At 73.7% G+C, this 26355-nt stretch carries 27 protein-coding genes; 18 read left to right on the plus strand and 9 right to left on the minus strand.

Annotated features, from left to right (window positions below):
* Positions 1-234: 234 nt before the first annotated feature.
* Positions 235-1128, plus strand: coding sequence for a ribokinase (locus ACIG87_RS18800; RefSeq protein WP_396851873.1), 894 nt, complete (start codon positions 235-237; stop codon positions 1126-1128).
* 37 nt (positions 1129-1165) lie between these two features.
* Here ACIG87_RS18800 and ACIG87_RS18805 read toward each other — a convergent pair whose 3' ends face one another.
* The gene (locus ACIG87_RS18805; protein WP_396851874.1) at positions 1166-1936 is read right to left on the minus strand and encodes a hypothetical protein; all 771 of its coding nucleotides are present in this window, start codon (positions 1934-1936) and stop codon (positions 1166-1168) included.
* A 228-nt stretch (positions 1937-2164) separates the two neighbouring features.
* Between ACIG87_RS18805 and ACIG87_RS18810 the strand changes: the two genes are divergently transcribed.
* The gene (locus tag ACIG87_RS18810) at positions 2165-3745 is read left to right on the plus strand and encodes an alpha/beta fold hydrolase (protein ID WP_396851876.1); all 1581 of its coding nucleotides are present in this window, start codon (positions 2165-2167) and stop codon (positions 3743-3745) included.
* Between the two features lie 41 nt (positions 3746-3786).
* Here ACIG87_RS18810 and ACIG87_RS18815 read toward each other — a convergent pair whose 3' ends face one another.
* Together ACIG87_RS18815 and ACIG87_RS18820 are read right to left on the minus strand one after the other, a co-directional pair.
* Positions 3787-4272, minus strand: coding sequence for a DUF6232 family protein (locus ACIG87_RS18815; protein ID WP_396851878.1), 486 nt, complete (start codon positions 4270-4272; stop codon positions 3787-3789).
* Between the two features lie 201 nt (positions 4273-4473).
* Positions 4474-4983: a DUF6232 family protein gene (locus ACIG87_RS18820; protein ID WP_396851880.1), complete on the minus strand. Its 510-nt coding sequence runs from the start codon at positions 4981-4983 to the stop codon at positions 4474-4476.
* A 100-nt stretch (positions 4984-5083) separates the two neighbouring features.
* Here ACIG87_RS18820 and ACIG87_RS18825 point away from each other — a divergent pair, with 100 nt between their 5' ends.
* From ACIG87_RS18825 to ACIG87_RS18840, 4 genes are all read left to right on the plus strand, one after another.
* Entirely contained in the window at positions 5084-5857 is a 774-nt protein-coding gene (locus tag ACIG87_RS18825; protein ID WP_396851881.1) for an enoyl-CoA hydratase-related protein, read from the plus strand.
* A gap of 301 nt (positions 5858-6158) precedes the next feature.
* Positions 6159-7781 carry an acetolactate synthase gene (locus ACIG87_RS18830; protein WP_396851883.1) on the plus strand — a complete coding sequence of 541 codons (1623 nt, stop codon included), beginning with the start codon at positions 6159-6161 and terminating at the stop codon, positions 7779-7781.
* Positions 7782-7915: 134 nt separating this feature from the next.
* Positions 7916-8884: an ATP-binding cassette domain-containing protein gene (locus ACIG87_RS18835; protein ID WP_396851884.1), complete on the plus strand. Its 969-nt coding sequence runs from the start codon at positions 7916-7918 to the stop codon at positions 8882-8884.
* Entirely contained in the window at positions 8881-9699 is an 819-nt protein-coding gene (locus tag ACIG87_RS18840; RefSeq protein WP_396851886.1) for an ABC transporter permease, read from the plus strand. The genes ACIG87_RS18835 and ACIG87_RS18840 overlap by 4 nt, the downstream gene beginning before the upstream one ends.
* Before the next feature lie 119 nt (positions 9700-9818).
* On the opposite strand, the gene ACIG87_RS18845 is transcribed toward ACIG87_RS18840, so the two are convergent.
* Genes ACIG87_RS18845 through ACIG87_RS18855 form a run of 3 tightly spaced genes read right to left on the minus strand, consistent with a single transcriptional unit; the run spans position 9819 to position 11062 of the window.
* Positions 9819-10313: a PLD nuclease N-terminal domain-containing protein gene (locus ACIG87_RS18845; RefSeq protein WP_396851888.1), complete on the minus strand. Its 495-nt coding sequence runs from the start codon at positions 10311-10313 to the stop codon at positions 9819-9821.
* 27 nt (positions 10314-10340) lie between these two features.
* On the minus strand, positions 10341-10673 hold the full coding sequence (locus tag ACIG87_RS18850) for a DUF202 domain-containing protein (RefSeq protein ID WP_396851890.1): 333 nt from the start codon (positions 10671-10673) through the stop codon (positions 10341-10343).
* On the minus strand, positions 10670-11062 hold the full coding sequence (locus ACIG87_RS18855) for a YidH family protein (RefSeq protein ID WP_396851891.1): 393 nt from the start codon (positions 11060-11062) through the stop codon (positions 10670-10672). The genes ACIG87_RS18850 and ACIG87_RS18855 overlap by 4 nt, the downstream gene beginning before the upstream one ends.
* 40 nt (positions 11063-11102) lie before the next feature.
* Here ACIG87_RS18855 and ACIG87_RS18860 point away from each other — a divergent pair, with 40 nt between their 5' ends.
* The 4 genes from ACIG87_RS18860 (at position 11103) to ACIG87_RS18875 (ending at position 14298) form a co-directional block, all read left to right on the plus strand.
* Entirely contained in the window at positions 11103-11900 is a 798-nt protein-coding gene (locus ACIG87_RS18860) for a GNAT family N-acetyltransferase (protein WP_396851893.1), read from the plus strand.
* 2 nt (positions 11901-11902) lie between these two features.
* Positions 11903-12310, plus strand: coding sequence for a hypothetical protein (locus ACIG87_RS18865; RefSeq protein WP_396851895.1), 408 nt, complete (start codon positions 11903-11905; stop codon positions 12308-12310).
* 237 nt (positions 12311-12547) lie between these two features.
* Positions 12548-13327 (plus strand): electron transfer flavoprotein subunit beta/FixA family protein, encoded by a 780-nt coding sequence (locus tag ACIG87_RS18870; RefSeq protein ID WP_396851897.1) that lies wholly within the window; start codon positions 12548-12550, stop codon positions 13325-13327.
* Between the two features lie 11 nt (positions 13328-13338).
* Entirely contained in the window at positions 13339-14298 is a 960-nt protein-coding gene (locus tag ACIG87_RS18875; protein ID WP_396851899.1) for an electron transfer flavoprotein subunit alpha/FixB family protein, read from the plus strand.
* 165 nt (positions 14299-14463) lie between these two features.
* Here ACIG87_RS18875 and ACIG87_RS18880 read toward each other — a convergent pair whose 3' ends face one another.
* Both ACIG87_RS18880 and ACIG87_RS18885 read right to left on the minus strand, forming a co-directional pair.
* Positions 14464-15345 carry an anti-sigma factor gene (locus ACIG87_RS18880; RefSeq protein WP_396851900.1) on the minus strand — a complete coding sequence of 294 codons (882 nt, stop codon included), beginning with the start codon at positions 15343-15345 and terminating at the stop codon, positions 14464-14466.
* Positions 15299-15904 carry an RNA polymerase sigma factor gene (locus ACIG87_RS18885; RefSeq protein WP_396851902.1) on the minus strand — a complete coding sequence of 202 codons (606 nt, stop codon included), beginning with the start codon at positions 15902-15904 and terminating at the stop codon, positions 15299-15301. The genes ACIG87_RS18880 and ACIG87_RS18885 overlap by 47 nt, the downstream gene beginning before the upstream one ends.
* Positions 15905-16155: 251 nt before the next feature.
* Between ACIG87_RS18885 and ACIG87_RS18890 the strand changes: the two genes are divergently transcribed.
* The 7 genes from ACIG87_RS18890 to ACIG87_RS18920 all read left to right on the plus strand — a co-directional run bounded on the left by ACIG87_RS18890 (position 16156) and on the right by ACIG87_RS18920 (position 23001).
* A complete protein-coding gene (locus ACIG87_RS18890) occupies positions 16156-16986 on the plus strand; it encodes a DUF4397 domain-containing protein (protein WP_396851904.1) in 831 nt (276 codons plus the stop codon).
* Positions 16983-17654, plus strand: coding sequence for a class F sortase (locus ACIG87_RS18895; protein ID WP_396851906.1), 672 nt, complete (start codon positions 16983-16985; stop codon positions 17652-17654). The genes ACIG87_RS18890 and ACIG87_RS18895 overlap by 4 nt, the downstream gene beginning before the upstream one ends.
* A 177-nt stretch (positions 17655-17831) precedes the next feature.
* Entirely contained in the window at positions 17832-19007 is a 1176-nt protein-coding gene (locus tag ACIG87_RS18900) for a cysteine desulfurase family protein (RefSeq protein WP_396851908.1), read from the plus strand.
* 322 nt (positions 19008-19329) lie between these two features.
* Entirely contained in the window at positions 19330-20403 is a 1074-nt protein-coding gene (mnmA, locus tag ACIG87_RS18905) for a tRNA 2-thiouridine(34) synthase MnmA (RefSeq protein WP_396851910.1), read from the plus strand.
* Between the two features lie 44 nt (positions 20404-20447).
* Positions 20448-21455 (plus strand): methionine synthase, encoded by a 1008-nt coding sequence (locus tag ACIG87_RS18910; RefSeq protein ID WP_396851911.1) that lies wholly within the window; start codon positions 20448-20450, stop codon positions 21453-21455.
* Positions 21456-21491: 36 nt separating this feature from the next.
* Positions 21492-21860, plus strand: a complete 369-nt coding sequence (locus ACIG87_RS18915; protein ID WP_396851913.1) for a VOC family protein — start codon at positions 21492-21494, stop codon at positions 21858-21860.
* 139 nt (positions 21861-21999) lie between these two features.
* Complete coding sequence (locus ACIG87_RS18920; protein WP_396851914.1) at positions 22000-23001, plus strand: ADP-ribosylglycohydrolase family protein; 1002 nt, start codon at positions 22000-22002, stop codon at positions 22999-23001.
* A 144-nt stretch (positions 23002-23145) separates the two neighbouring features.
* On the opposite strand, the gene ACIG87_RS18925 is transcribed toward ACIG87_RS18920, so the two are convergent.
* Positions 23146-23658 (minus strand): type II toxin-antitoxin system PemK/MazF family toxin, encoded by a 513-nt coding sequence (locus ACIG87_RS18925; RefSeq protein WP_396851915.1) that lies wholly within the window; start codon positions 23656-23658, stop codon positions 23146-23148.
* Positions 23659-23820: 162 nt separating this feature from the next.
* Here ACIG87_RS18925 and ligA point away from each other — a divergent pair, with 162 nt between their 5' ends.
* Positions 23821-25977, plus strand: a complete 2157-nt coding sequence (ligA, locus tag ACIG87_RS18930) for an NAD-dependent DNA ligase LigA (protein ID WP_396851916.1) — start codon at positions 23821-23823, stop codon at positions 25975-25977.
* Positions 25978-26355: the final 378 nt, after the last annotated feature.

The following is a 26355-nucleotide window of genomic DNA, read 5'->3' on the forward strand; positions in this document are numbered from 1 at the left end:
CCGCCCCGCCCCGCCCCGCCCCGCCCCGCCCCGCCCCGCCCCGCCCCGCCCCGCCCCGCCCCGCCCCGCCCCGCCCCGCCCCGCCCCGCCCCGCCGGTCGATCATGGAGTTGTGGTGGGTTTAATGTCCCGCCGCAACCCTTTTATGAGCAGCACAACTCCATGATCGACGGGCGGGTGGTGGGGTGGTGGGTCTTAGACTTGGGGGGAAGGGGTTGGTGGGTGGGGAGGTTTGGTGGGGCAGAGTCGGATCGTGGTGGTGGGCAGCGCGAACATGGACGTGGTGGGGTCCGGTCCGAAGTTGCCCCGGCCGGGGGAGACGGTGCTCGGCAGCGACTTCGTGATGGTGCCCGGCGGCAAGGGCGCCAACCAGGCGATCGGCGCCGTCCGGGCCGGTGCCGCCTGCACCTTCCTCGGGGCGCTCGGCTCCGACTCGTTCGGGGTCACCCTGCGGGCCCGGATCACCGCCGCCCAGGTGGACACCACCCACCTGCGGGTGGTCTACGGGGCATCCGGGGTGGCGCTGGTCATGGTCAACGCAGCCGGTGAGAACGCCATCCTGGTCACCCCCGGCGCGAACGCCGCCTTCACCGCCCTCACCGACGCCGAACTGGATGCCGTACGCGGGGCGGACGTGCTGGTCGCCCAGCTGGAGATCCCGGTCGAGACGGTGACCGAGGCGGCGACGGCCGCCCGTGCCGCCGGCACCCGGGTGATCCTCAACGCCGCACCGGCCCGGCAGGTACCCGCCGAGCTGTTGGCCACGGTGGACCTGTTGGTGGTCAACGAGACCGAGTCGCAGCTGCTCACCGGCAGCGGGCGCGACGATCCGAAAGCACTGCTGGCGTTGGTGCCCCGGGCGGTGCTCACCCTCGGTGGTGAGGGGGCCTGGTATGTCGACCGGGACGGTCACGCCGTGCACGTGCCGGCCGTCGCGGTGGACGTGGTGGACTCGACCGCCGCCGGGGACGCGTTCACCGCCGCCCTGGCCGTGGCCTGGGGTGAGGGCCGCGAGGTGGTCGACGCGGTGCGCTGGGCGGCGGCGGCCGGCGCGGCCTGCGTACGCCGGCTCGGCGCGTCCGTGGCCCTGCCCAGTCGTAGCGAGATCGACGCCCTCTACACCCCCTGACCGGCCCGCCAGCGCAGCCGGGACACTGACCGAATGCTCAGTTGGCCGGGTCGTCGCTGAGCCGCTCGCCCCGGCGGCGCAACAGTCCCAGGCCAGGGATGCCGGCGACGGCGAGCTTGAGGTCGCGGGTCACGTCGAGCAGGTCGTGCAGGTCCGGGCCGACCCGGTCCAGGGTGGCCAGGATCGGCAGTACGTCCGACGTCAGATGCTCCTTGAGCTTCGGCAGCTCGTCGACGAGCCGGATCGCCGCGACCACCTCCTCGTGGCTCAGCTCGGCCACGAACCGGTTCGCCATCGGCGCACCCCGACGCAGCGCCGGCTCGTACGCGGCCAACAGCTCGGCCGCGACGGTGGCGGCACCCTCCGCGGTGACCACCGTGCCCGCGGCCCGGCTGGCCACCGCCTCGGCCTCGGCGACCACCGTCCCGGCGGCCCGGGACACCTGCTCGGCCCCGGTCACCACCACTGCCGCGGCCCCCGACACCTGCGCGGCCCCGGCCACCACCACGGCCGCCGCGTCCGCGACCTCGGTGGCCCGTTCGATGGCCGTGGTCGCCGCCGTACTGATCACCGCCACCTCGCGAACCGCCGTCTCGGCGTCGGTGAGCACCTGGTCGGTGCGGTCCAGGGTGTCCTCGATCCGGTCCACCACCCCGTTGATCCGGGTCAACAGCGCCTCCACCGCGTCGAGCACGGCGAAGGCGCGGGCCGGCACGGCGGCGAACGAGGCGGCCGAACCGAACGCCTGGTCGAGGGCGGAGCGGGTGAGGCCGACGACGGCGGCCGGTCGGGGCAGGGGGATGGCCATGTCACCCAGTGTGCGCCGGGTCGGCCAGTGGTGCCCCCCGACGCGGGCGGGCGCGGCAGGGGGCGCGGGCGTGGCCCAGGTCGGGGGCGGGCGTGGCGCGGGTTCGGGGTGGGAGTGGCCAGGCTGGGGGAGGGCGCGGTCCGGGTCGGGGGTGGGAGTGGCCAGGGTGGGGCGCGGGCGTGGTCCGGGTCGGGGCGTGGGCGTCCCGGTGGCCGGTAGGGTGCCGGCATGTCGGTCCGTCCCCTCGGCGTCGCGCCGGCCGCCCGCAGCCTCACGATCCTGGCGGTCCTCGCCGTGCTCGCCCTGGCCGCCGGCGGCTACGGACTTTCCCGGGCGGACGCCGGCCTGACCACCCGGCAGGTGACCGTCGACGGGGTGCCGCTGACCGAGGTGTGGGCCGGACCGGCGACGGGTCGCCGACCCGGCGTGGTGATCGCCCATGGTTTCGCCGGCTCGGCCCGGTTGATGCGCCCGCTCGCCGACACGGTCGCCCGGCAGGGCGCGGTCGCGTTGTCGCTCGACTTCGCCGGCCACGGCGGCAATCCGGCCCCGCTGTCCGGGGCAGGGGGCGACGACACCGACTCCCGTGCCACCCTGGAACACGACCTCGAGGTCGCCGTCGGACACCTGCGCAACCGGCCCGACGTCGACCCGACACGGATCGTCCTGGTCGGACACTCGATGGGTGCGGGCGCGGTGACCCGTTACGCCGCCGGTCACCCCGACATCGCCCGGACCGTCGCGATCTCGCTGCCCGACGGGGGTGACCTGCCCGAGGGTCGACTGGAGCGGCTGCTGCTGATCGTCGGTGGCCTCGAGTTCCCCGCCTTCCGGGACACCGCCGAGGTGGCCTCCCGCCGGGGCGTCGGGCGGCGGCTGGTGGTCGTACCCGGGGTCGAGCACATCTCGGTGCTCTTCGCCGGCCGTACCCATGCCGAGGTCGCGGGATGGGTCGGCGGTGGCGGCGACGCACCACCGCGCCCGGCTGCCCGGCTGGTCCCGGCGGGGCTGCTGCTGCTCGGGTTCGGGCTCGGCTTCGTCCCGCTGGCGGCGTTGCTGCTCGGCCGGCGGGTGGGGTCGTCGCCCGGCCCCCGGCCCCGGGCCGGCCGACCGGTCGCGCCGATCCCCGTCGTGCTGGTGGTGGCGGCGTCCGCCACGGGCCTCGGCGTGCTGGCCGGCACGGTGCCGCCCACCACCCGGCTTCCGCTCGCGGTCGGCGGGTACCTCACCGGCTTCCTGCTGGTCACCGGCGGTCTGCTCGCCGCCGCACGTCGGTGGCCGCTCGCGTGGATCACCGCCTCGGTCCCGGCTACCGCCTCGGTCCCGCCCACCGCCTCCGTCCCGGACGCCGGAACCGTCCCGGTCGCCGAGCCGCTCGGCCACCGCGCGCCGGCCCGGTCCGTGGTCGCGGCCCTGCTGCTGACCGGGTACGCGGTAGCCGCCGTCGCCGTGCCGATCCACCTCGGCCTCACCTCGGCCGTGCCGGTGGGTGCCCGGTGGTGGCTGCTGCCCCTGGTGGCCGCCGGCTGCCTGGCCTTCCTGACCGGCGCGGAGCTGGTGACGAACGGGCGGAGCTGGCGGTACGCGGCGGTCGGTGCGCTCGTCGTGCCGGCCCTGGCCGGGGCGGCAGTGGTGGGGCTGGCACCCGGCTTCGTGCTGCTGGTGGTGCCCCTGTTCGCGGTGCTGCTCGGTTGGCAGGCCGCCTGGGCGGTGGTGCTGCGGCGGGCCGGTGCGCCCCGGTGGTCACCGGCCCTGGTGGGTGCGGTCCTGCTGGCCTGGCCGGTCGCCACCGCGCTGCCCCTGACCTGACCGGCTCCGGGCGGCGGTGGGCGAGGGGCGACGACGGGTGCTCACCGGTGTTGTTCTCCGTGCTGTTCGACGGCGCGTTGGACGGCGCGGTAGATCTGCCCGAACCGCAACGCGTCGGGGGTGCGCAGCAGCATCACCTCCTGCCCGAGGTGCTGCACCCACAGCTCGTTCACCCGGTTGCCGCGTTCGTAGGAGCGGTCCAACCAGCCCAGCGGCAGCTCCAGGAAGGGCAGCAGGGCGAGCACCCCGACGCCGCAGGCCGCCAGGACGAGCAGGGCCGGCTTCCAGTCGCCGCGATCCTGCGCCGACCAGACCAGCGAGACCACACAGATCAGCGCGAGCAACGGGGGCAGCGAGAGCAGCAGCACCAGCACGCCGCGCCCGAGAATCCGGGACCGGACGGCCATGGTGGTGGCCCCCCGGGCGTGCCAGACGTACGCCACGTCGGCGAGCCGGACGATGTGCCCGCCGGCCCGGATCGACTCGGAGGTCACCTGCACCGTGTCGTCCCGGTAATAGAGGGTCATCACTAACCCTAACCGTTCGCAGGCAACCGGTGTCGCTGTGTGCCCGACCGATCGCGCCCGAGCGGGGTCGACCGCCCGCCGGTTCGGTGACCCGGATCGCTCGGTGCCGGGCCGTCGGCGGAGTTCGCCGGGCCGTGTGGTGACGCCGGACGGCCACGGCCTGGTGCCGGGCCTCGGGCTGCCGCCGGACGGGCCGATCGCCTACTGCGCCGCCGCCCGGGACGTCGGCCCGGTGTTCCGCCCCGATCGGGGCGGAAGCGCGGTGTTCTCCATCGCCCGCTGCACCGCCCGGTAGATCTTGCCGAAGCGCAGCGCGTCACCGGTGCGCAGCAGCAGTACGGGCTGGCCCCGCCAGCGGACCCACAGCTCGCGCTGCCGGCTGCCCCGGTCGTAGGACCGGTCCAGGTGATTGAAGAGGAAGTCGGCGATCGGCCCGACGGCCAGCCCGACCAGGACCGACGCCCCCACGATGGCGAGCGTGACGGTGGGGGAGCGGTGCAGCCACACGGCCACCGCGATGCCGATCACCGCGGCCACCAGCGGACCGGCCAGGGCCGCGCCGATCGCACCCCGCCCGGCCAGCACCCGCCAGGAGCGGCTGCCCTGGCGGTGCCAGACCAGGCCGATCTCGGCCAACGGGAAGGCCCGGCCGTCGACCCGGATGACGGCGGAGGTGACCTGCACCGACCGGTCGTCGTAGTACGTGATCATCGCGGGACTCCCGACTGCCGCTGGCGAACACCAGACTACGTACCCCAACGACCCGGGTCGTAAGGTTGGCACGCGACTTCGACGAGGAAGTGAGGGCGGCGTGAGCGAGTTCGTGCGGCTGGAGACCAGGGACGGCATCGGCACCATTCGGCTGGAGCGGCCACCGATGAACGCGCTCAACAAGCAGGTCCAGGAGGAGCTGCGGGCCGCCGCCACGGCCGCCGGCACCGACCCGGCCGTCCGCGCCGTCATCGTGTACGGCGGGGAGAAGGTCTTCGCGGCCGGCGCGGACATCAAGGAGATGGCCGACATGTCCTACGTGGACATGGCGGAGCGGGCCGCCGACCTGTCCAGCGCCCTCGGCGCGATCGCCCGGATTCCCAAGCCGGTGGTCGCCGCGATCACCGGGTACGCCCTCGGCGGCGGCTGCGAACTGGCCCTGGCCTGCGACTGGCGGGTGGTGGCCGAGGATGCCAAGCTCGGCCAGCCGGAGATCAAGCTGGGCGTCATCCCCGGCGCGGGCGGCACCCAGCGGTTGGCCCGGCTGGTCGGCCCGGCCCGTGCCAAGGATCTGATCATGTCCGGGCGGATGGTGGACGCGGCCGAGGCCCTGCGGATCGGGCTGGCCGACCGGGTCGCCCCGGCGGCCGAGGTCTACGACACCGCCGTCGCGCTGGTGCGCCCGTACCTGACCGGACCGGTGCAGGCGCTGCGGGCGGCGAAGCTGGCGGTCGACGCCGGCCTGGACATGGACCTGAACTCCGGGCTCGCCTGGGAGAGCCAGCTCTTCGCCGCGCTCTTCGCCACCGACGACCGGCGCGAGGGGATGGCCGCCTTCGTCGAGAAGCGCAAGCCGGACTTCACCGGCCGCTGATGCCGGCAGGCCGCCCGCGCCCGCTACCCCGGGCGGTGGGCCGGGGAGCGGGCGGCCGGCGAACCAGGCTGGGGCCGGACAGCCGGCGAACCCGGGCCGGGGCCGGACAGCCGGTGACCCGGGGCCGGGGCCGGACAGCCGGCGAACCGGGCCGGGTACGCGGTGGCCGGTGAACCGGGGGCGAGCGGCCTGCGGGCCGGCTCCGGCCGGACACCCGGCCCGACCCTGAGCCGAGAAGTGTTCACATCCTGCGTACCGGCCAGTAACGTGTGACTCCGGTCATGGGACGAGGGGAGCGGCGATGACGGAACGGGTCGAGGGCCACGGCGGAGCGCTGGCGCTGGCGGCGTTGCGGGCGCACGGCGTACGGGAGATGTTCACCCTCTCCGGCGGGCACGTCTTCCCGCTCTACGACGCCGCCCACGCCACCGGCTTCCCGATCTACGACGTCCGGCACGAGCAGTCCGCCGTCTTCGCCGCCGAGGCGGTGGCCAAGCTCCAGCGCCGCCCCGGCCTCGCCGTGCTCACCGCCGGCCCCGGCGTCACCAACGGCATCTCCGGTCTGACCAGCGCATACTTCAACGCCTCCCCGGTGCTGGTGCTGGGTGGGCGTGCCCCGCAGTTCCGCTGGGGCTCCGGCAGCCTCCAGGAGATGGACCACCTGCCGCTGGTCGCCCCGGTCACCAAACACGCCGAGACGGTCTTCACCGCCGACGACATCCCACGTGCGGTCTCCACCGCGCTGACCACCGCGCTCACCCCGCACCGGGGCCCGGTCTTCCTGGACTTCCCGCTGGAGGCGGTCTTCTCCGTCGGCGACGCCGAGCTGGCCGCCGCGGCTCCCGTCGCGCCGATCGAACCCGACCCGGACGAGGTGACGAAGGCGGCCCGGTTGATCGCCGCCGCCGCCCGCCCGGTGATCATCGCGGGCTCCGACGTGTACGCCGGTGACGCTGTCGCCGCCCTCCGCGAGGCCGCCGAGGCGCTGCAGGTGCCGGTCTTCACCAACGGCATGGGTCGCGGCGCGCTCCCCCCGGCGCACCCGCTCGCCTTCGCCAAGGCCCGCCGGGTCGCGCTGAAGGGCGCCGACGTGGTGGTCGTGGTCGGCACCCCGCTGGACTTCCGGCTCAGCTTCGGCGACTTCGGCGACGCGGCGGTGGTGCACGTCGTCGACGCACCCACCCAGCGGGCCGGGCACGTCCAGCCGGCCGCCAGCCCCGCCGGTGACCTGCGGCTGATCCTGTCCGCCTTCGCCGAGCACACCGGCGACCGGGCCGACCACACCGACTGGATCGCCCAGCTGCGGAACGCCGAGGACGCGGCGAAGGCGCGCGACGCCGCCGAAATGGCCGCCGAGACCGACCCGATCCGCCCGGCCCGGGTCTACGGCGAGCTGCGCCGGGCCCTCGCCCCGGACGCGATCACCATCGGCGACGGCGGCGACTTCGTCTCGTACGCCGGCCGCTACCTGGAGCCGGCGCAGCCCGGCACCTGGCTCGACCCCGGCCCGTACGGCTGCCTCGGCACCGGTCTGGGCTATGCGATGGGGGCCCGGGTCAGCCACCCCGACCGGCAGATCTGCGTGCTGATGGGCGACGGCGCGGCCGGCTTCTCGCTGATGGACGTGGAGTCGCTGGTCCGGCAGCGGCTGCCGGTGGTCATCGTGGTCGGCAACAACGGCATCTGGGGGCTGGAGAAGCACCCGATGCGGGCCATGTACGGCTACGACGTCGCCGCCGACCTCCAGCCCGAGCTGCGCTACGACAAGGTGGTCGAGGCGCTCGGCGGAGCCGGTGAGACGGTGGCGAAGGCGACCGACCTCGGTCCGGCGCTGGGCCGGGCGTTCGATGCCGGGGTGCCGTACCTGGTCAATGTGCTCACCGACCCGGCCGACGCGTACCCGCGCTCGTCGAACCTGGCCTGACCGCGGGCCCGCGGACGTCGCCGGGCCGGTGCTTCTGTCCACAGCATAAATCGGCGGAATGTCAGCCTCGGCGCACGTAACGTCAGACCCCTCGCCCATCGTTGGACGATCCAGCGATAACGACGGGAGTTCTGATGACATACGCCATCCGCGCCGAGGGACTGGTACGCCGCTTCGGCGCCACCACCGCCCTGGCCGGGGTCGACCTTGAGGTTCCCGCCGGGACGGTGTTCGGGCTGCTGGGCCCGAACGGCGCCGGCAAGACCACCGCGGTCCGGGTACTCGCCACCCTGCTCACCCCCGACGAGGGACACGCCACCGTCGGTGGGTACGACGTCCGCCGCGACGCCCACCGGGTCCGCCAGCTGATCGGCCTCACCGGCCAGTACGCCTCGGTCGACGAGAACCTGACCGGCACCGAGAACCTGCTGCTGATCGGCCGCCTGCTGGGCCTGTCCCGGCCGGCCGCCCGGGACCGGGCCGCCGAGCTGCTGGCTGGCTTCCAGCTCACCGACGCCGCCGGTCGGGCCGCGAAGACCTACTCCGGTGGCATGCGCCGCCGGCTCGACTTGGCGGCCAGCCTGGTCGGTCGGCCGCAGGTGCTCTTCCTCGACGAGCCGACCACCGGGCTCGACCCGCGTAGCCGCAACGATCTGTGGGACATCGTCCGTGGTCTGGTCACCGAGGGGGTGACCGTGTTGCTGACCACGCAGTACCTGGAGGAGGCCGACCAGTTGGCCGGCGAGATCGCCGTGGTCGACCACGGCCGGGTGATCGCCCAGGGCACCCCGGAGGAGTTGAAGGCCAAGACCGGCGGCCAGGTGCTGACCGTCCGGCCGGTCGAGGCCGCCGACCTGCCGACCGTGCTCGCCGTCGTCGGCGAGGTGACCGGGACCGCCCCGGAGGTCAACCAGACCACGGTCACCGTGCCGGTGAGCGGCCCGGGTGCGCTGCCCGCCGTGGTCCGCCGGCTCGACGACGCCGAGGTGTCGGTCGCCGAGTTGGCCCTGCGCGGGTCCAGTCTCGACGAGGTGTTCCTGTCCCTCACCGGCCACCGGGCCGAGGACGACACCGCCGACCAGTTGGAAGGGAGCCCGGCATGACCGCCGCGACCGCCGTCGCCCCGTCGACCCCGGCCGCGCCGGCCCGCCGGCTCAGCCCGACCGCCGGCCTGCGGCACACCGGCACGCTGGCCTGGCGCAGCCTGGTGCAGATCAAACACAACCCGATGGAGCTGCTCGACCTGAGCATCCAGCCGGTGATGTTCGTGCTGCTCTTCACGTACGTCTTCGGCGGGGCGATCTCCGGCAGCCCGGGGGAGTACCTCACCTTCGCGCTGCCGGGCATCATCGTGCAGAACGCCTTCTTCGCCACGATGACCACCGGTTTCGGGCTCAACCAGGACCTCACCAAGGGCGTCTTCGACCGGCTGCGGTCGCTGCCCGTCGCCCGCTGGTCCCCGCTCGCCGGCCGGATCGTCGCCGACACGGTCAAGCAGGCATGGTCGCTGACCCTGCTGCTCGGCGTCGGGATGATCCTCGGCTTCCGGCTCGGTAACGGCCTGCTCGGCCTGCTCGCCGCGTTCGCCCTGCTGCTGGTCTTCTCGCTCGCCGCCGCCTGGATGTCGGTGCTGGTCGGGGTGCTGGTCAGCGAGCCCGACAAGGTGCAGATCTTCGGCTTCACGGTGATCTTCCCGCTCAGTTTCACCAGCAACGCCTTCGTGCCGACCGAGACCATGCCGTCCTGGCTCCAGCACTGGGTCGAGGTCAATCCGGTGACCATCCTGGCGAACGCGCTGCGGGGTCTGCTGGTCGGTGGGCCGGTCACCGCGCCGGTGCTCCAGTCGCTGCTCTGGGCGGCGGGCATCGCCGCCGTCTTCGCCCCGCTCGCGGTGCGGGGACTCCGCCGTCGGGTGTGACCCCGGCGGCGTCGACCATGACCCCGGGTGGCGGCGGGCCGACGTGGTCGTAGCGGGTGCCCCGGCCGTCCGCGTACCCCTCGGTCCTACCGAGCGTGCGGGAGGCCGGGGTGTCCCGGTCACTTCTCGGGTCGGTCGTCCTCACGGGGCCGGTCGGCGTCACGGGGCCGGTCGGCGTCGCGGGGCCGGTCGGCGTCGCGGGGCCGGTCCTCGTCCGGGGGTGGCGCCTTCCTGTGGGGCGGGTGGCCGTCGTGGCGGCGCAGGTCGTCCTCCCGGCGGCGGAGGTCCTCCTCCCACCGCTGGAAGAGGGCGCTGTCGTCGCGGTGGGTCCGCTCGTCGATCGACTTGAGGAACTCGGGGTCGTCGTCGGGCGCGACGGGCCGCCGGGAGCCAGGGCCGGTCGGCCAGCCCTTCCGACGGTCGGCCCGGGGGACGGGACGCCCGGCGAGGAACCAGGCGATCGAGCCGACCAGTGGGAAGACCAGGATGATCAACACCCAGGCGAACCGGGGCAGCCTGCGGACCGCATCGTCCTCGGCGGAGAGACAACTGATCAACGCGCAGGCGGCGAGCACCACCTGGATCAGGAACAACAGCACGTAGAGCCGGGCCATGCCCCCATCATGACGCAGCGTTGCGCGTCACCACACCCCACGCAGCACCAGCGACACGCAGAGCAGCGCCAGGGCGGCCGTACCGAGAGCCACCAGCGCAACGGCCCGGGTGTCGACCCGGGCCTGACGGCGGCCGGTGGCCCGCCCCCAGCTGACCGCCAGCGTCGCCGACCAGGTCAGCACGGTGACCCCGGCGAGCAGCGCGCCGACGGTGTCGCCGGTGAGCGCCAGCCGGACCGCCAGCACGGTCGTCACCGTGAACGCCAGCGCGGTGCGCCGCCAGGCCAACCGGGTGCGCTCCGGCTGCAGGCCGGGATCGCCACCACCGGTACCGCGCCCGTGCGTCGGGACGCCGGTCACCGGCCGTTCGCCCCCTTCACCAGCACGGCCACCACCAGCAGCAGCGCGCCCGCCGCCACGATCAGGGCGAGCACGGCCGGGAAGCGGGAGGCCGGCAGTTGTTCGCCGAGCCGGATGGCCCGTTCGGTGCGGGACCAGTGGTCCACCGCCCGGACGGCGACGGTGCCGCCGAGCAGCAGCAGCGCCACGGCGATCACCTCGCGCAGGTGTCGCAGCGGCATCGGCGGCAGGAACTGGGCGGCGGCCAACCCACCGGCGATCAGTGCGAGCCCGGTACGCAGCCAGGCCAGGAAGGTCCGTTCGTTGGCCAGCGAGAAGCGGTAGTCGGGGGTGCTGCCCACCGAGTTGAGGTCCGACGGGTCGAACCACCGTCTGATCGCCTGCCACACGAGGCCGATTATCCGCTTGCGCCCGGCATAGCCTGGAGTGATGACCGATCTTGACGCCACCACCCTGCGCGACATCTACGACCGTCAGATCCGACCGGAGATCCCTGACCCGGTGCCGGCCGGCGTCACCGTCGAGCGGGACGGGCCGTTGGTGCGGGTGCTGGGTCTGGATGGCGGCGGCTTCCTCACCTACCGCACCCTGGACGGGCTGGTCGGGGCGGAACTGGACGCGTTGATCGCCCGGCAGGTCGAGCTGTTCCGGCAGCGCGGTGAGTCGGTGGAGTGGAAGCACAACAGCCACGACGAGCCCGCCGACCTGCCGGACCGGCTGCGCGCCGCCGGCTTCGTGCCGGAGGACCGGGAGACCGTCCTGATCGGTCCGGTCGCGCCGCTGGCCGGCGCCGTACCGGTGCTGCCCGAGGGGGTACGACTGCGTGAGGTCACCAGTCGCGTCGACCTGGAGCGGATCGCCGCGATGGAGGAGGAGGTCTGGCGCAACGACCGCTCCCACCTGGTCACCGGCCTGGCCCGGGAGATCGAGGCGGGCCCGCAGTCGATCACCGTGGTGGTGGCCGAGGCGGGGGATACGGTGGTCAGCGCCGGTTGGGTGCGCTACCTGAACGGCGCCGGCTTCGCCAGCCTGTGGGGTGGCTCGACGCTCGAACAGTGGCGGCACCGGGGCATCTACCGGGCGCTGGTGGCCTACCGGGCCCGTCTGGCCGACCAGCGCGGCAAGACGTTGTTGCAGGTGGACGCCTCGGAGAACAGCCGACCGATCCTGGAACGGCTCGGCTTCGTCCCGGTCACCACGACCACCCCCTACGTCTACACTCCGTGATGATGGAGCAGCGGCTGACGGACGACGAGCAGCAGGTCCTCAAGACGGGTGCCTTCGGGGCGGTCTTCCTGGTGTCGAACGCCGATCCCGGAGTATTCGGGATGATCCGGGAGAGCTTCGCCGCGTCCGGGGCGTTCGCCGAGGCGAGTGGGCTGGTGAAGGAGGCGCTCATCAGCGGCTCGCTGCCCCGGCTGCCCCGCGACTCGGCCCTGGAGGTCGAGGCGGTGGTGCTGCCGGCGCTGGGTCGCGCGGTGGACATCCTGCGGGCGAAGTCACCGGCCGATCTGTCGGCGTACCGCGACCTGGTGATCACCGCGGCGGAGCAGGTGGCCCGCGCGCACCGGGGGGTGACGCCGCCCGAGGCGGACGCCATCGACCGGATCAGGGCCGCGTTGACCGGGCCGGCCTAGGTTCCGGAACCCGTCCCGGCCCCGCAGCGCTCCGACTCCGGATAGACGCTGGTGGGTGCCCGGTGAGCTGTGTCACTGTGGCTGCCCGGGAAGGGTAAACTACCGGCGGGTAACATTGCGTTCGTGGGCAACTGCACAGCAGCCTGCGGTTGACCGGGTGTCAACGAACGCGCGAAGCTCCGCCCGTGACCGGGCGAGCAGATCGCACACCACCAACAGGAGGGTCGTCGAATCGCGATGAACATTGTCGTACTCGTCAAGCAGGTGCCTGATTCGGGCGCGGACCGCAACCTGCGTGCTGACGACAACACCGTGGACCGCGGTTCGGCGAACAACGTCATCAACGAGATGGACGAGTACGCCATCGAGGAGGCGCTGAAGATCAAGGAGGCGCACGGTGGCGAGGTCACCATCCTGACGATGGGGCCGGACCGCGCCACCGAGTCGATCCGCAAGGCGCTATCCATGGGTCCGGACGCCGCCGTGCACGTCCTCGACGACGCCCTGCACGGATCCTGCGCCGTGGCCACCTCGAAGGTGCTCGCCGCCGCCCTCGGGCAACTCGGAGCCGATTTGGTGATCTGCGGCGCCGAGTCGACCGACGGCCGGGTCCAGGTCATGCCGCACATGCTCGCCGAGCGACTCGGGGTCGCGGCGCTTACCGGCGCACGCAAGCTCACCGTCGACGGCGGCACGCTGACCGTGGAGCGGCAGACCGAGGAGGGCTACGAGGTGGTCACCGCCTCGACCCCGGCCGTGGTCTCCGTCTGGGACACCATCAACGAGCCGCGCTACCCCTCCTTCAAGGGCATCATGGCCGCCAAGAAGAAGCCGGTCCGCACGCTCGCCCTGGCCGACCTGGGCGTCGCGCCCGTCGAGGTGGGCCTCGCCGGCGCGACCAGTGCCGTCGTCGAGCACACCAAGCGTCCACCGCGCGCCGGCGGTACCAAGATCACCGACGAGGGCGAGGGCGGCGTCAAGCTGGTCGAGTTTCTCGCCACCGAGAAGTTCGTGTGAGGGGTCTGAACATGGCTGAGGTTCTCGTCGTCGTCGAAGCCACCCGGGAATTCGGCGTCAAGAAGGTCACCCTGGAAATGCTCACCCTCGCCCGCGAGCTGGGCACCCCGAGCGCCGTGGTGCTCGGCGGGCCCGGTGCCGCCGAGACGCTGAGCGCCAAACTCGGCGAGTACGGCGCGGAGAAGATCTACGCCGCCGAGAGCGAGGAGATCGACGGCTACCTGGTGGCCCCCAAGGCGACCGTGCTGGCCGAACTGGTCAACCGGGTGCAGCCGGCCGCCGTCCTGCTGGCGTCGGCCCAGGAGGGCAAGGAGATCGCCGCCCGGCTGGCCGTCAAGCTGGACAACGGCATCCTGACCGACGTGGTCGGCCTCGGCGCCGACGGCACCGCCACCCAGGTCGCCTTCGCCGGCTCCACCATCGTCAAGTCCAAGGTCACCAAGGGCCTGCCGCTGGTCACCGTACGGCCGAACTCGGTCACCCCGACCCCGGCGGCGGCCACCCCGGCCGTCGAGCAGCTCACCGTGGCGGTCACCGACGCCGACAAGCTGGCGAAGGTCGTCGAGCGGGTCGCCGAGCAGAAGGGCTCCCGCCCGGAGCTGACCGAGGCCGGCATCGTCGTGTCCGGCGGTCGCGGCGTCGGCAACGCCGACAACTTCAAGCTGGTCGAGGAGCTGGCCGACCTGCTTGGCGGTGCCGTCGGCGCGTCCCGGGCGGCCGTCGACTCCGGGTACTACCCGCATCAGTTCCAGGTCGGGCAGACCGGCAAGACCGTCTCCCCGCAGCTCTACGTCGCGTTGGGCATCTCCGGTGCGATCCAGCACCGGGCCGGCATGCAGACCTCGAAGACGATCGTCGCCGTGAACAAGGACGGCGAGGCCCCGATCTTCGAGCTGGCCGACTACGGCGTGGTCGGTGACCTGTTCAAGGTCGTACCGCAGGCCGCCGAGGAGATCCGCAAGCGCAAGTGACCCGAGCGGGTCCGCACCGAGCCGCCGTCCGCAGTCCCGGGCGGCGGCTCTGTCGTGCTCGGCGCGCCCTCGTCGACCTGGGGCGATGGTGCACGGCACCGTCGGTGTGTCGGGTGCGGCGAGGGGAGCTGATCGGCGGGCCGGGGAGCTGAACCGGCCCGCCGATCAGCCCGTCAGGGTGCCCCTCAGCAGGCTGTCGCCGGAGTGGGCGGGCTGATTGTCGTACTGCTCGGCGGAGACGTCGACCACCGAGTACGCGTGCAGATCCACGTTCGGCGGCAGGGGCAGCAGGGCGTCGCCCGAACTGCCTCGCAGCACACCCACCGAGAACATCTCCATGGTCGTCGGATTGATCAGCCAGACCTCGTAATACCCAGGAACGTCCGGGAGATTCGCGACGTGCAGGTGCAGTCGTCCGTCGGCGAAGATCCGGGCGTCACCGTTGGCGTCCTTCGGAGTGCTGCCGTACGCGGCCAGTGGTGCGCTGGCCAGCACGGCCTGCTCGGGCGGTCCGCCCCGGTCGCCGAGGACGGCGACGGTACCGAGCACCGCGATCGCGGCGGCGGCGGTCGCCGTGACGACGGTGGTCGCCCAGCGCGGCCAACGCCGGCCCCGCCGGGACCGGCCCGCCGGACGCGAACCGGCGCGCTCACCGGCCGGGTACGGCGACTGCCGGCGGCCGGGTTCGGGTCGGTCACCGGTCACCGCCGACGGTTGCCGGCGAGGGGCAGCGGCCCGATCCCCGGCCGGTGGTGGGGAGTCCCCGGGAGGTACCTCCTCCACGCCCTGGCTCAGCTCGGCCCCGGCCGGTGGCGACACCTCCCCGGCGGCGTCGAGTTCGGCCAGGATGCCCGCCCAGACGTGGGCCGGCGGGTCGGGCAGGGCGTGCAGGCCCTGCGTGTCCGCGCCCAGCCCGGCGACGTGCCGGAGGGCCTCCAACTCGTCCCGACAGGTCACGCAGCCGCCGAGGTGGTCGGTCTCACCGTGGTCCGTCTCGCTCTCACCGAGCGCCAGAAAGACCAGCCGGTCGTGGTCCAGGTGCGGCACCGTCCACCTCCCATCTGCGTTTCAAGCTCGCCATGCCCCGTCTGATGTGGCTCTTGACCGTGCCCAGCGGCACCCCGGTCACCGCGGAGATCTGCTGGTGGGTCAGGTCGTCGTAGAAGGCCAGCTCCAGCATCCGCCGCTGGTCGTCGGGGAGCCGGGCCAGTTCGTCGGCGACCACCAGCCGGTCGACCACGGTGTCCGGATCCCCGCCGGTGGCGACCGGCTCGGGTAGCTGTCGGACCGTCTCCACCACCCGGGTCTCCCGGGCCGAGGCGCGCAGCCGGTCGATCACCTTGCGCCGGCCGATGCCGAGCAGCCAACCGAGCAGCGAGCCCCTGGCCGGGTCGAAGGTGTCCCGCCCCAGCCAGGCGGCGACGAACGTCGCCTGGGTCACGTCCTCCGCGTCGCTCCGGTTGGCCAGCGTGCTGGTGGCCAGGTGGTGCACGGCCCGGCCGTACCGGTCGTACGCCTCCCGCAGCGCGGTCTCGTCGCCCGCCCGGAAGCGCGCGGCGAGATCGTCCGGGGGTGGTGGATCGGGTTCCTGTCCTGCTGTTCCCACCGCTGTCACCGGGCGGGTCGCCTTCCCTGGGGCATGCCCGACTGTAACGCCCACAGCCTCCGCCCCACTCTCCCGGTCCGTGTCCGCCTCCACTCGTCTCACCTGCTGTTCGTCGCCGGGGGCGGTCCCGGATGCGCTCCGGACGAAGAAAAAGAAAGTGGTGTCCGGCTGCATCCGGCGGCGCGGACGACGGCGTAACCCGTTCTGCAAGCCAGACCTGACGAACCAGTACCGATCACCAGGAGGCAGACATGCAGCTCGCCATCTTCCGTCGGGTCGCCGCAGGCGGCGCGGTGGCCGCCCTGGCCTTCGCGGGCGTCGGCGCCGCGACCACCGGCCCGGCGTACGCCGCCTCGTCCAAGGTCTCCGTCGTGCACGGCATCCCGGACACCCCGGTCGACGTGTACGTCAACGGCAAGAAGACCCTCGACAACTTCAAGCCCGGCGACGTGGCCGGTCCGCTGACCCTGGCCGAGGGCGAGTACGACATCGCCCTCACCAAGCCCGGCGAGCCGATCGGCAGCGCGATCCTCACCGTCGACAACGCGGAGGTGCCCGGCGGCGCCAACATCAGCCTCGCCGCGCACCTCGGCGCGGACGGCAAGCCGCAGATCACCCCGTTCGTCAACGACACCGCCAAGCTGGCCGCCGGCAAGGCCCGGCTGATCGTCCGGCACACCGCCGCCGCCCCGGCGGTCGACGTACGCGCCGGCGGCAAGCCGGTCTTCGAGGGGCTGACCAACCCGAAGGAGGCCAAGGCCGACGTCGACGCCGGCACGGTCAAGGCCGACGTGGTGCTGGCCGGCACCGACACCGTGGCGATCGGCCCAGCGGACCTCACCCTCAAGGAGGGCACCGCCACCATCGTCTACGCGATCGGCTCCGCCGAGGCCAAGAACCTCGACCTGGTCGCCCAGACCGTCACCGGGTTGCACTCCGCGCCGGGCGGCGTGCCCAGCGGCACCGGTGGCCAGGCCGGCACCGGCGTGGACACCTGGTGGTACGTGCTGGCCGGTGCCGGCGTACTGCTGCTGGTCGGCGGCGGGGCGCGGGTGGCCACCACCCGGAGCGGTCGCCGGTGACGGTGCGCCACCGCGGGGCGCTGGCGGCGATGGCCGCCGGCGTCGCCGCGCTCACCGTCGCCACCGGCGTGGCCTGCGGGTCGCAGCCGGCCGAGGACGTCGGCGTCGGCGAGGCGGCGGCCCTGGCCAGCAGCACGCCGAGCCCGACCGCCGCCGGCACCGCGCCCGGTGGCCCGTCGGTGCCGGTGACCTCCGGTGACCTGCCGACCGGTGAGCGGACCGTCCCGCCGGTGAAGCTGCGCATCCCGGCGATCGACGTCACCGCCACGGTCAACCCGGTGGGCGTCGACCAGCGGACCGGCGAGTTCGACGTGCCGCCGAGCGTGGACCAGATCGGCTGGTACCGGTACGGCCCCGGGTTGGAGGCCGACGCCGGCTCGGTGGTGATCGCCGGCCACGTGGACAGCTCCGAGCAGGGCAAGGGGGCGTTCTTCCGGCTCCGCGAACTGGACCGGGGGGACACCCTCACCGCCACCGGCGCGGACGGCGGGCAGCGGGCGTACCGGGTCGTCGCCCGCGAGGAGTACGCCAAGACGAAGATCCCGCTGGACCGGTACTTCGCCCGGGACGGCAGGCCGCGCCTCACGTTGATCACCTGCGGCGGCCCGTTCGACCCGAAGACCCGGCACTACCGGGACAACATCGTCGTCACAGCCGCACCGGCGTGATCCCGGCCGGGTCGGGGGCGGGGTGATCCGGGCCTCGGTCCCGGCCCGGCGGTCCGGCCCGGTCCGGCCCGATCCGACCCGATCCGGTCGAGGGCGGGCCGGCGCGGGTCGATCCACGCTTCGGTACAGGTGGTCCGGCATCCGACCGACCGTGCGCCGGCCGTTACGCTGAACGTGATGGCATACCTGGATCACGCGGCGACCACCCCGATGCTCGACGAGGCGTTGGCGGCCTATGTCGCCACCGCCCGCGAGGTCGGCAACCCGTCGTCGCTGCACGCGGCGGGCCGGCGTGCCCGGCGACGGGTGGAGGAGTCCCGCGAGCGGGTGGCCGCGGTGCTGGGTGCCCGCCCGTCCGAGGTCATCTTCACCGGTGGCGGTACGGAGAGCGACAACCTCGCGGTGAAGGGCATCTTCTGGGCCCGGCACGCCGTCCGGCCCGACCGGGTCCGGGTGGTCTCCAGCGCGGTCGAGCACCACGCCGTCCTCGACGCGGTCGACTGGCTCGCCGACCACGAGGGCGCCGAGGTCGACTGGTTGCCGGCGGACGCCGCCGGCCAGCTCGACCCGGAGCTGCTCCGCGCCGTGCTGGCCGGGTCGGCCGAGCGGGTCGCCGTGGTGACCGCGATGTGGGCCAACAACGAGGTCGGCACCGTTCAGCCGGTGGCCGAGCTGGCCGCCGTGGCCGCCGAACACGGGGTGCCGTTCCACACCGATGCCGTGCAGGCGGTCGGCCAGGTGCCGGTCGACTTCGCGGCCAGCGGGGTCTCCGCGCTCACCGTGACCGGGCACAAGCTCGGTGGCCCGACCGGGGTCGGCGCGCTGCTGCTCGCCCGGGACGTCGTGGCCACCCCGCTGCTGCACGGCGGCGGGCAGGAACGGGACGTACGCTCCGGCACCCTGGACACCGCCGGCATCGTCGCCTTCGCGGTCGCCGTCGAGACGGCGGTCAAGGGCCAGCAGGAGTACGCGGCCCGGGTGGCCGCGCTCCGTGACGACCTGGTCCGGCGGGTCCGGGAGGCGGTGCCCGAGGTGGTGTTCAACGGCGATCCCGTCGACCGGCTGCCGGGCAACGCGCACTTCTCCTTCCCCGGCTGTGAGGGGGACGCCCTGCTGCTCCTGCTCGACGCCCAGGGCATCGCCTGCTCCACCGGCTCGGCCTGCTCGGCCGGGGTGGCCCAGCCCAGCCACGTCCTGCTCGCGATGGGCGCGGACCACGACCGGGCCCGCTCCTCGTTGCGCTTCACCCTCGGCCACACGAGCACCTCCGCCGACGTCGACGCCCTCATCGCCGCCCTGCCCACCGCTGTCGACCGCGCCCGCCGCGCCGCCGCCTTCCGCACCCCCCGCTAACCCCCACCCCACCCCACCCCCGCCCGCCCCGCCCCGCCCCGCCCCGCCCCGCCCGCCCCGCCCGCCCCGGTGATCAAGAGCTTTACGTCAAAATCCCGGCCACCACCTGACCTAAACCTCTTGATCACCGCCCAGGCCCCAGCAGCCCACCGTTGATGTCTGGTGATCAAGAGGTTTCTGTCAGGAGCAGGCTCTCGGATGACGCAAAGCTCTTGATCACCGGGGCGGGGCGGAGGGGGAGGGGCGCGGAGGGGGAGGGGGAGCGGGGGAGGGGGAGCGGGGGCGGGGGTGGGTAGGCTCGGGGGGAAGGGAGCGTGGGCTGGTGAAGGTTCTGGCGGCGATGTCGGGCGGGGTGGACTCCGCCGTCGCGGCGGCGCGAGCCGTGGCGGCCGGCCACGATGTGACCGGGGTGCACCTGGCGCTGGCCCGTAACCCGCAGACCTTCCGGACCGGGGCACGGGGGTGCTGCACACTGGAGGACTCCCGGGACGCGCGGCGGGCCGCCGACGTGATCGGCATCCCCTTCTACGTGTGGGACATGGCCGACCGGTTCCACGCCGACGTGGTGGACGACTTCGTCGCCGAGTACGCGGCGGGCCGTACCCCGAATCCGTGTCTGCGCTGCAACGAGAAGATCAAGTTCGCGGCGGTGCTGGACCGGGCCGTGGCCCTGGGCTTCGACGCCGTGGTCACCGGTCACCACGCCCGGCTCGGCCCCGACGGTCTGCTGCGTCGCAGCGTCGACCTCGCCAAGGACCAGTCGTACGTGCTGGCCGTGTTGACCCGCGCGCAGCTCGACCGGTCGATGTTCCCGCTCGGCGACGCCACCAAGGCGGAGGTCCGCGTGGAGGCGGCCCGGCGCGACCTGGCAGTGGCCGAGAAGCCCGACTCGCACGACATCTGCTTCATCGCCGACGGCGACACCCGGGGCTTCCTCGCCGGGCGGCTCGGCGAGGCCCCCGGCGCGGTGGTCGACGCGCTGACCGGCGCGGTGGTCGGCACCCACACCGGCGCGTACGCCTACACGGTGGGCCAGCGGCGGGGCCTGCACCTGGACCGGCCGGCCCCGGACGGGCGACCGCGTTACGTGCTCTCCATCACCCCGAAGACCAACACGGTCACCGTCGGCCCCGCCGAGGCGCTGGAGGTCTCCCTGGTCCGCGCCACCCGCCCGGTCTGGACCGGCGGGGAGCGGCCGACCACGCCGATCGAGTGCGAGGTGCAGTTGCGGGCGCACGGGGACGTCGTACCGGCGACCGTGACGGTGGACGGCGACACGTTCACCGCCGAGCTGCGCCGTCCCGTCCGGGGGGTGGCCGCCGGGCAGGCCGTCGTGGCGTACCGGCCGGACCCGGCCGGGGACGTGGTGCTCGGCTCCGCCACCATCACCGGCTGACCCGCCGTCCGGCTGACCGACCCGGGGCCGGTTACCCTTCGGCCGTGACCCAACAGCAGCTCTGGCCCTGGCCGACGGGAGCGGCGACCGGCATCGGTTCGCTGCCCGGCACCGACATCGCCGAGGCGCAACGGATCGTCCTCGGTGAACTGCCCGGCCTGCCCCACCTGCCCGAGTTGCCCGCCCGAGGGCCGGGCGCCGACCTGATCGGGCGTACCGGTGGGCTCCTCGTCGAGCTGCCGGTCGAGTTGTACGCCGCCCGTTGGCGGATCGCCCCCCGCCCCGGTCGGGACCTGCGTCGCGCCCGGGACCTGCTGGAACGTGACCTCGACCAGCTCGCCGAGCAGGCCGAGGCGTACGCCGGGCCGGTGAAGGTGCAGGCGGCGGGGCCGTTCACCATGGCCACGGCGGTGGAGCTGCCGATCGGCGGTCGGCTGCTGCGCGACCCGGGCGCGGTGCGGGAGCTGACCGCGTCCCTGGCCGAGGGGCTGCGGCTGCACGTCGCGGCGGTGGCCCGTCGACTGCCCCGGGCGTCGGTGCTGCTCCAACTCGACGAGCCATCGCTGCCGGCGGCGCTGGCCGGCCGGGTCCGCACCGAGAGCGGTCTGGGCACCTACCGGCCGGTCGACACCGCCGTCGCCCGTACCCTGCTCGGCGAGGTGATCACGGCGGTCGGGGTGCCGACCGTGCTGCACTGCTGCGCGCCGGACGTGCCGTTGGAGCTGATCCGCACCGCCGGCGCGGTCGGGGTGGCGCTGGACCTCGCCCTGGTCACCGACCTGGACCCGCTGGGCGAGGCCATCGACGCCGGCCTCGGCCTGCTGGCCGGGGTGGCACCGACACAGCCGCCGTCGGCCGGCCGCGCGCCGACCTCGGCCCAACTCGCCGATCGGGTACGCGGACTCTGGGACCGGCTCGGCTTTCCGCGCCGCCAACTCGCCGAACAGGTGGTGGTCACCCCGGCCTGCGGCCTGGCCGGGGCTACCCCGGAGTACGCCCGGGAGGTGCTCACCGCCTGCCGGGACGCCGGGCGGCGGCTGCACGAGGAGTGAGGTTTCCCGTCGTACCCGACGGGCAGGATGACGGTCATGATTGGACAACTGCGTACCGTGGTCCTCGACTGTCCCGACCCACGGGCACTGGCCGGCTTCTACGCCGAGCTGCTCGGCCTGCCCCTGGTCGAGGAGGATTCCGACGGCGACGAATGGGTGGTGCTCGGCGGTCCGCGCGGGCGCCAACCCCGGCTCGCCTTCCAGCAGGCGACCGACCTGCTTCCCCCGGCCTGGCCCGATCCGGCGCGTCCGCAGCAGTTCCACCTCGACGTCACGGTCGACGACATCGAGGTGGCCGAGAAGGCGGCGCTCGCCCTGGGCGCCTGCCGGCTGCCCGGCGAGGGAGAGGGCTTCCGGGTCTACGCCGACCCGGTGGGCCACCCGTTCTGCCTCTGCTGGGACTGACCTCCGCACCATCCGGCCTGCAACAACCGGTCGCTGCGCCAGCGCCGCCGGCCGCGCTGCGGTCGAGGGCCGGCGGTGTTCCCGCCCGCTTCCGCCCGCCCGGCGTGCCGAGGTGGCGGGGGCGAGGCATGATCGGTCGGTGATCGACTCCTCGCTCCGCCGCGCCTCCGGCTCGCTGTTCGGGCTCGCCTACGGCGATGCGCTCGGCAAGCCGACCGAGTTCCTCACCGTCGCGGAGATCCACCGACGGTACGGCCCGAGCGGGCCGCGGGAGCTGGTCGGTGATCCGGCGCTGGTCACCGACGACACCCAGATGGCGCTCGCGGTGGCGTGGGCGCTGCACGACGCGCCCGGGTACTCGCCGGAGGCGGTCGAACCGCTGTTGCGGCAGCGCTTCCTGGACTGGGCCGCCAGCCCGGACAACAACCGGGCCCCGGGGATGACCTGTCTGCGGGCCTGCGGCGAGCTGGGTCGAGGGCTGCCCTGGCAGCAGGCGACCGTGATCGACTCGAAGGGGTGCGGCGCGAACATGCGGGTCACCCCGGTCGGGCTGCTCGACGTCGACCTGGACACCCTCGCCGGGTTGTCCCAGCTCCAGGCCGGCCTCACCCACGGCCACCCGACCGGTCTGGCCGCCAGCGAGCTGACCGCGTACGCGGTGCGGCTGCTGCCCGACGGCACGGCACCGGCGGAGCTGCCCGGCCTGCTGGGCGACCGGGCCCGGACCCAGCGCCGGACGTACCGGGGCGACTGGCTCGGCGACCTGTGGCAGCGTTCCGGGGCCGACTCCCCGGCCGAATTCATCGCCCGGGGTTGGGACGAGTGCCTTCAGGCGTTGGATCGCCTCGACGCCGCGCTGCGCCGGCCGGACGACGGCGGTGACCCGTGCCGGTACACCGGTGAGGGCTGGGTCGCCGAGGAGGCATTGTCCACCGCGCTGCTCTGCGTCCTGCGGCACGCCGACGACCCGGTCGCGGCGATCGGCCGGGGCGCGACCACCGCGGGCGACTCGGACTCGATCGCCGCGCTGGCCGGCGCGTTCCTCGGCGCGGCCCACGGGCTGCCCGGCTGGCCGACCGAGTGGTCCACCCGCATCGAGTACGCCGACCAACTCGCCGCCCTCGGCGCGACCTGGGACTGACCCGGTCTGCCACCTACCGCAGTGCCGGCGGCGCGGCCCGGGACCGACCCGGTCTGCGCCGTACCGCAGCGCCGGCGGAGCACCGCGTGGATCGGGCACTCGCGGCGTGGGCCGGGTCGGGCCGTGCCGCTCGGGGAGCGGGGGTCAGGCCGGGCTACGCCGTCCGTGCAGTCGCTGTACCTGCCGCCACAGGGTCGGGTCGCAGCTGCCGGCCCGACGGGAGAAGGCGTCGGCCGGGATGCGCAACGGCTCGGCAAGGTCGAGCCAGCTGTCGTGGTCGGCGTCCGGATCCCAGCCACGGGTGGGGATCGGCACGTGGTCGTCCCGGCCGCTCTTGTCCTGACTGGTGATCTTGAGCACCTCGCCACCCCGGTCGTCGGCGCGCAACACCAGGCAGGGTCGTACCTTCGAACCGGCGCCGTCGTGGAACGGCACGTCCGCCCACCAGATGTCGCCCGGTCGGGGCGTACCGGTGGGGGTGCGGGGGCGGGGCGGCGCGGTCGGGCGCACCCGGTTCCGGGGCGGGGTGCCGCGCTCCGGCCGGGTGCGTCGGCCGCCGCTCGACGGCCGGCCACCCCGTCGACGCCACTCGTTCCAGCCCCAGCCGGCGACGACCGCCAGGACGATCAGCAGCCCCCACAGCACCCACTCCGGCATCGGTACCCCGCCTCCATCCGGGCGGCCCCGACACCGCCGACGTGCGGCGATCGTCGCATGCTCCGGGGTCGGCCGCCCGTCGGGCGCGATGGGGGAGCCGCCAGATTGTCCTACCGGCCGGTTACCGTGCTCCAGTAGCGTGATCACGGGGAGGTTCGCACGATGTCCGGAGGCGGCACGGTGTCGGAGGAAGAGATTCCCCAGCAGGTCAGCGCGGCGCAGGAGGCGGCGGCCGGCGGTGAGCCGACCCCCGAGGCGCGGGAGCGGCACGCCACGTTGAGCCAGGAGTTGACCGAACACCAGTACCGCTACTACGTCCTCGACGCGCCGACCATCCCGGACGCCGAGTTCGACCGGCAGCTGCGCGAGCTGGAGGCGTTGGAGGCGGAGTACCCGGCGCTACGCACCCCCGACTCGCCGACCCAGCGGGTCGGCGGCACCTTCTCCACCGACTTCACCCCGGTCACCCACGCCGAGCGGATGATGTCGCTGGACAACGCCTTCGCCGACGAGGAACTGGCCGCCTGGGCCGAGCGGGTCGAGCGGGACGCCGGCGGCCCGGTGCCCTACCTCTGTGAGCTGAAGGTCGACGGCCTGGCCATCAACCTGACCTACGAGAAGGGCCGGCTGGTCCGGGCCGCCACCCGGGGTGACGGGCGCACCGGCGAGGACGTCACCGCCAACGTCCGCAGCATCCGGAGCGTGCCGGCCCGGCTCACCCCGTCCGACGAGTTCCCCGACGTACCGGAGCTGCTGGAGGTACGCGGCGAGATCTACTTCCCGGTCGCCGGCTTCGCCGACCTCAACGCCAGCCTGGTCGAGCAGGGCAAGGCCCCGTTCGCCAACCCGCGCAACGCCGCCGCCGGCAGCCTGCGCCAGAAGGATCCGCGGATCACCGCCTCCCGGCCACTGCGGCTGGTGGTGCACGGCACCGGCGCCCGCAGCGGCTTCCGGCCGGCCACCCAGTCCGAGTCGTACGCGGCGCTCAGGGCCTGGGGGCTGCCCACCAGCGACCGTTGGCGGGTGGTGCCCGACCTGGCCGGTGTGGCGGGGTACATCGCCCACTACGCCGAGCACCGGCACGACGTCGAGCACGAGATCGACGGCGTGGTGGTCAAGGTCGACCCGGTCCCGATCCAGGGCCGGCTCGGCTCGACCAGCCGGGCGCCCCGTTGGGCGATCGCCTTCAAGTACCCGCCGGAGGAGGTCAACACCAAGCTGCTCGACATCGAGGTCGGCGTCGGGCGGACCGGCCGGATCACCCCGTACGCGGTGCTGGAGCCGGTGCACGTGGCCGGTTCGACGGTCGCCCAGGCCACCCTGCACAACGCCCGCGAGGTCGAGCGCAAGGGGGTGCTGATCGGCGACACGGTGGTGCTGCGCAAGGCCGGCGACGTGATCCCCGAGGTGCTCGGCCCGGTGGTCGAGCTGCGTCCCGCCGATGCCCGCCCGTTCGTCATGCCCACCGCCTGCCCGTCCTGCGGCACCCCGCTCGCCCCGGCCAAGGAGAGCGACGTCGACATCCGCTGCCCCAATTCCCGCAGCTGCCCGGCGCAGCTGCGGGAGCGGGTCTTCCACCTCGCCGGGCGGGGCGCGTTCGACATCGAGGTGCTCGGCTACAAGGGGGCCGCCGCGCTGCTCGACGCCGAGATCATCGGCGACGAGGGCGACCTGTTCTCCCTCGACGCCGAGCAGTTGGCCCGCTCGCCGTTCTTCGTCAACAAGGACGGCAGCCTCGGCACCAACGCCACCAAGCTGCTCGACAACCTCGCGGTGGCCCGGGAACGTGACCTGTGGCGGGTGCTGGTGGCGCTCTCCATCCGGCACGTCGGTCCCACCGCCGCGCAGGCCCTGGCCCGGCACTTCCGCTCCGTCGAGGCGATCGAGGCGGCAGCCGAGGAGGAGCTGTCCTCGGTGGACGGTGTCGGCCCCACCATCGCCGCCAGCATCAAGGAGTGGTTCGCCGTCGACTGGCACCGCGACGTGGTCCGCAAGTGGGCCCAGGCGGGCGTACGGATGGCCGAGGAGGCGGTGGACGAGGGGCCGCGCCCGCTGGAGGGGGTCACCGTGGTGGTGACCGGCACCCTGGCCGGGTTCAGCCGGGACCAGGCGGCCGAGGCGATCCAGAGCCGGGGCGGGAAGGTCACCGGCTCGGTCTCCAAGAAGACCGGCTTCGTGGTGGTGGGCGACAACCCCGGCTCCAAGGCGGACAAGGCGGCCGGTCTGAAGGTGCCGGTGCTCGACGAGGACGGTTTCCGGGTGCTGCTCGACGCCGGCCCTGAGGCGGCCCGCGAGGTGGCCCAGGTCGCCGAGAGCTGACTGTCGGCTCCGTCCCATCCATCCCGGTGCGCCCTTTACACCCCGCCGGGCCAGGTTCGTTCTTTCCGCCCCGCCGGTCCAGGTTCGCCCCTTCCACACCGCCGGCCGGGCTCGCCACGTCCATCCCGCCAGGCTGGGATCCCCACGTCCATCCTGCCAGGCCGGATTGCCCTGATTGCTCGACTGGCATTTTCCACCCACACTGGCCGGTATAACCATTTTCGTCCGGCTCGCCCGGCTGAGTGGTGAATCTTGAGGTCGTATACCAACTTAGTCACGACTACAACCGATTCGCGGCTGTCGTGCGGGTGTCCCGGTGCCAAGGGCGTTTCATGGTGGCAGGTGTGCGACCGGCGTACACCCTGATGGGCGTGCCCG

The organism is Micromonospora sp. NPDC051925, from assembly GCF_044548625.1.
Taxonomy (GTDB): Bacteria; Actinomycetota; Actinomycetes; order Mycobacteriales; family Micromonosporaceae; genus Micromonospora.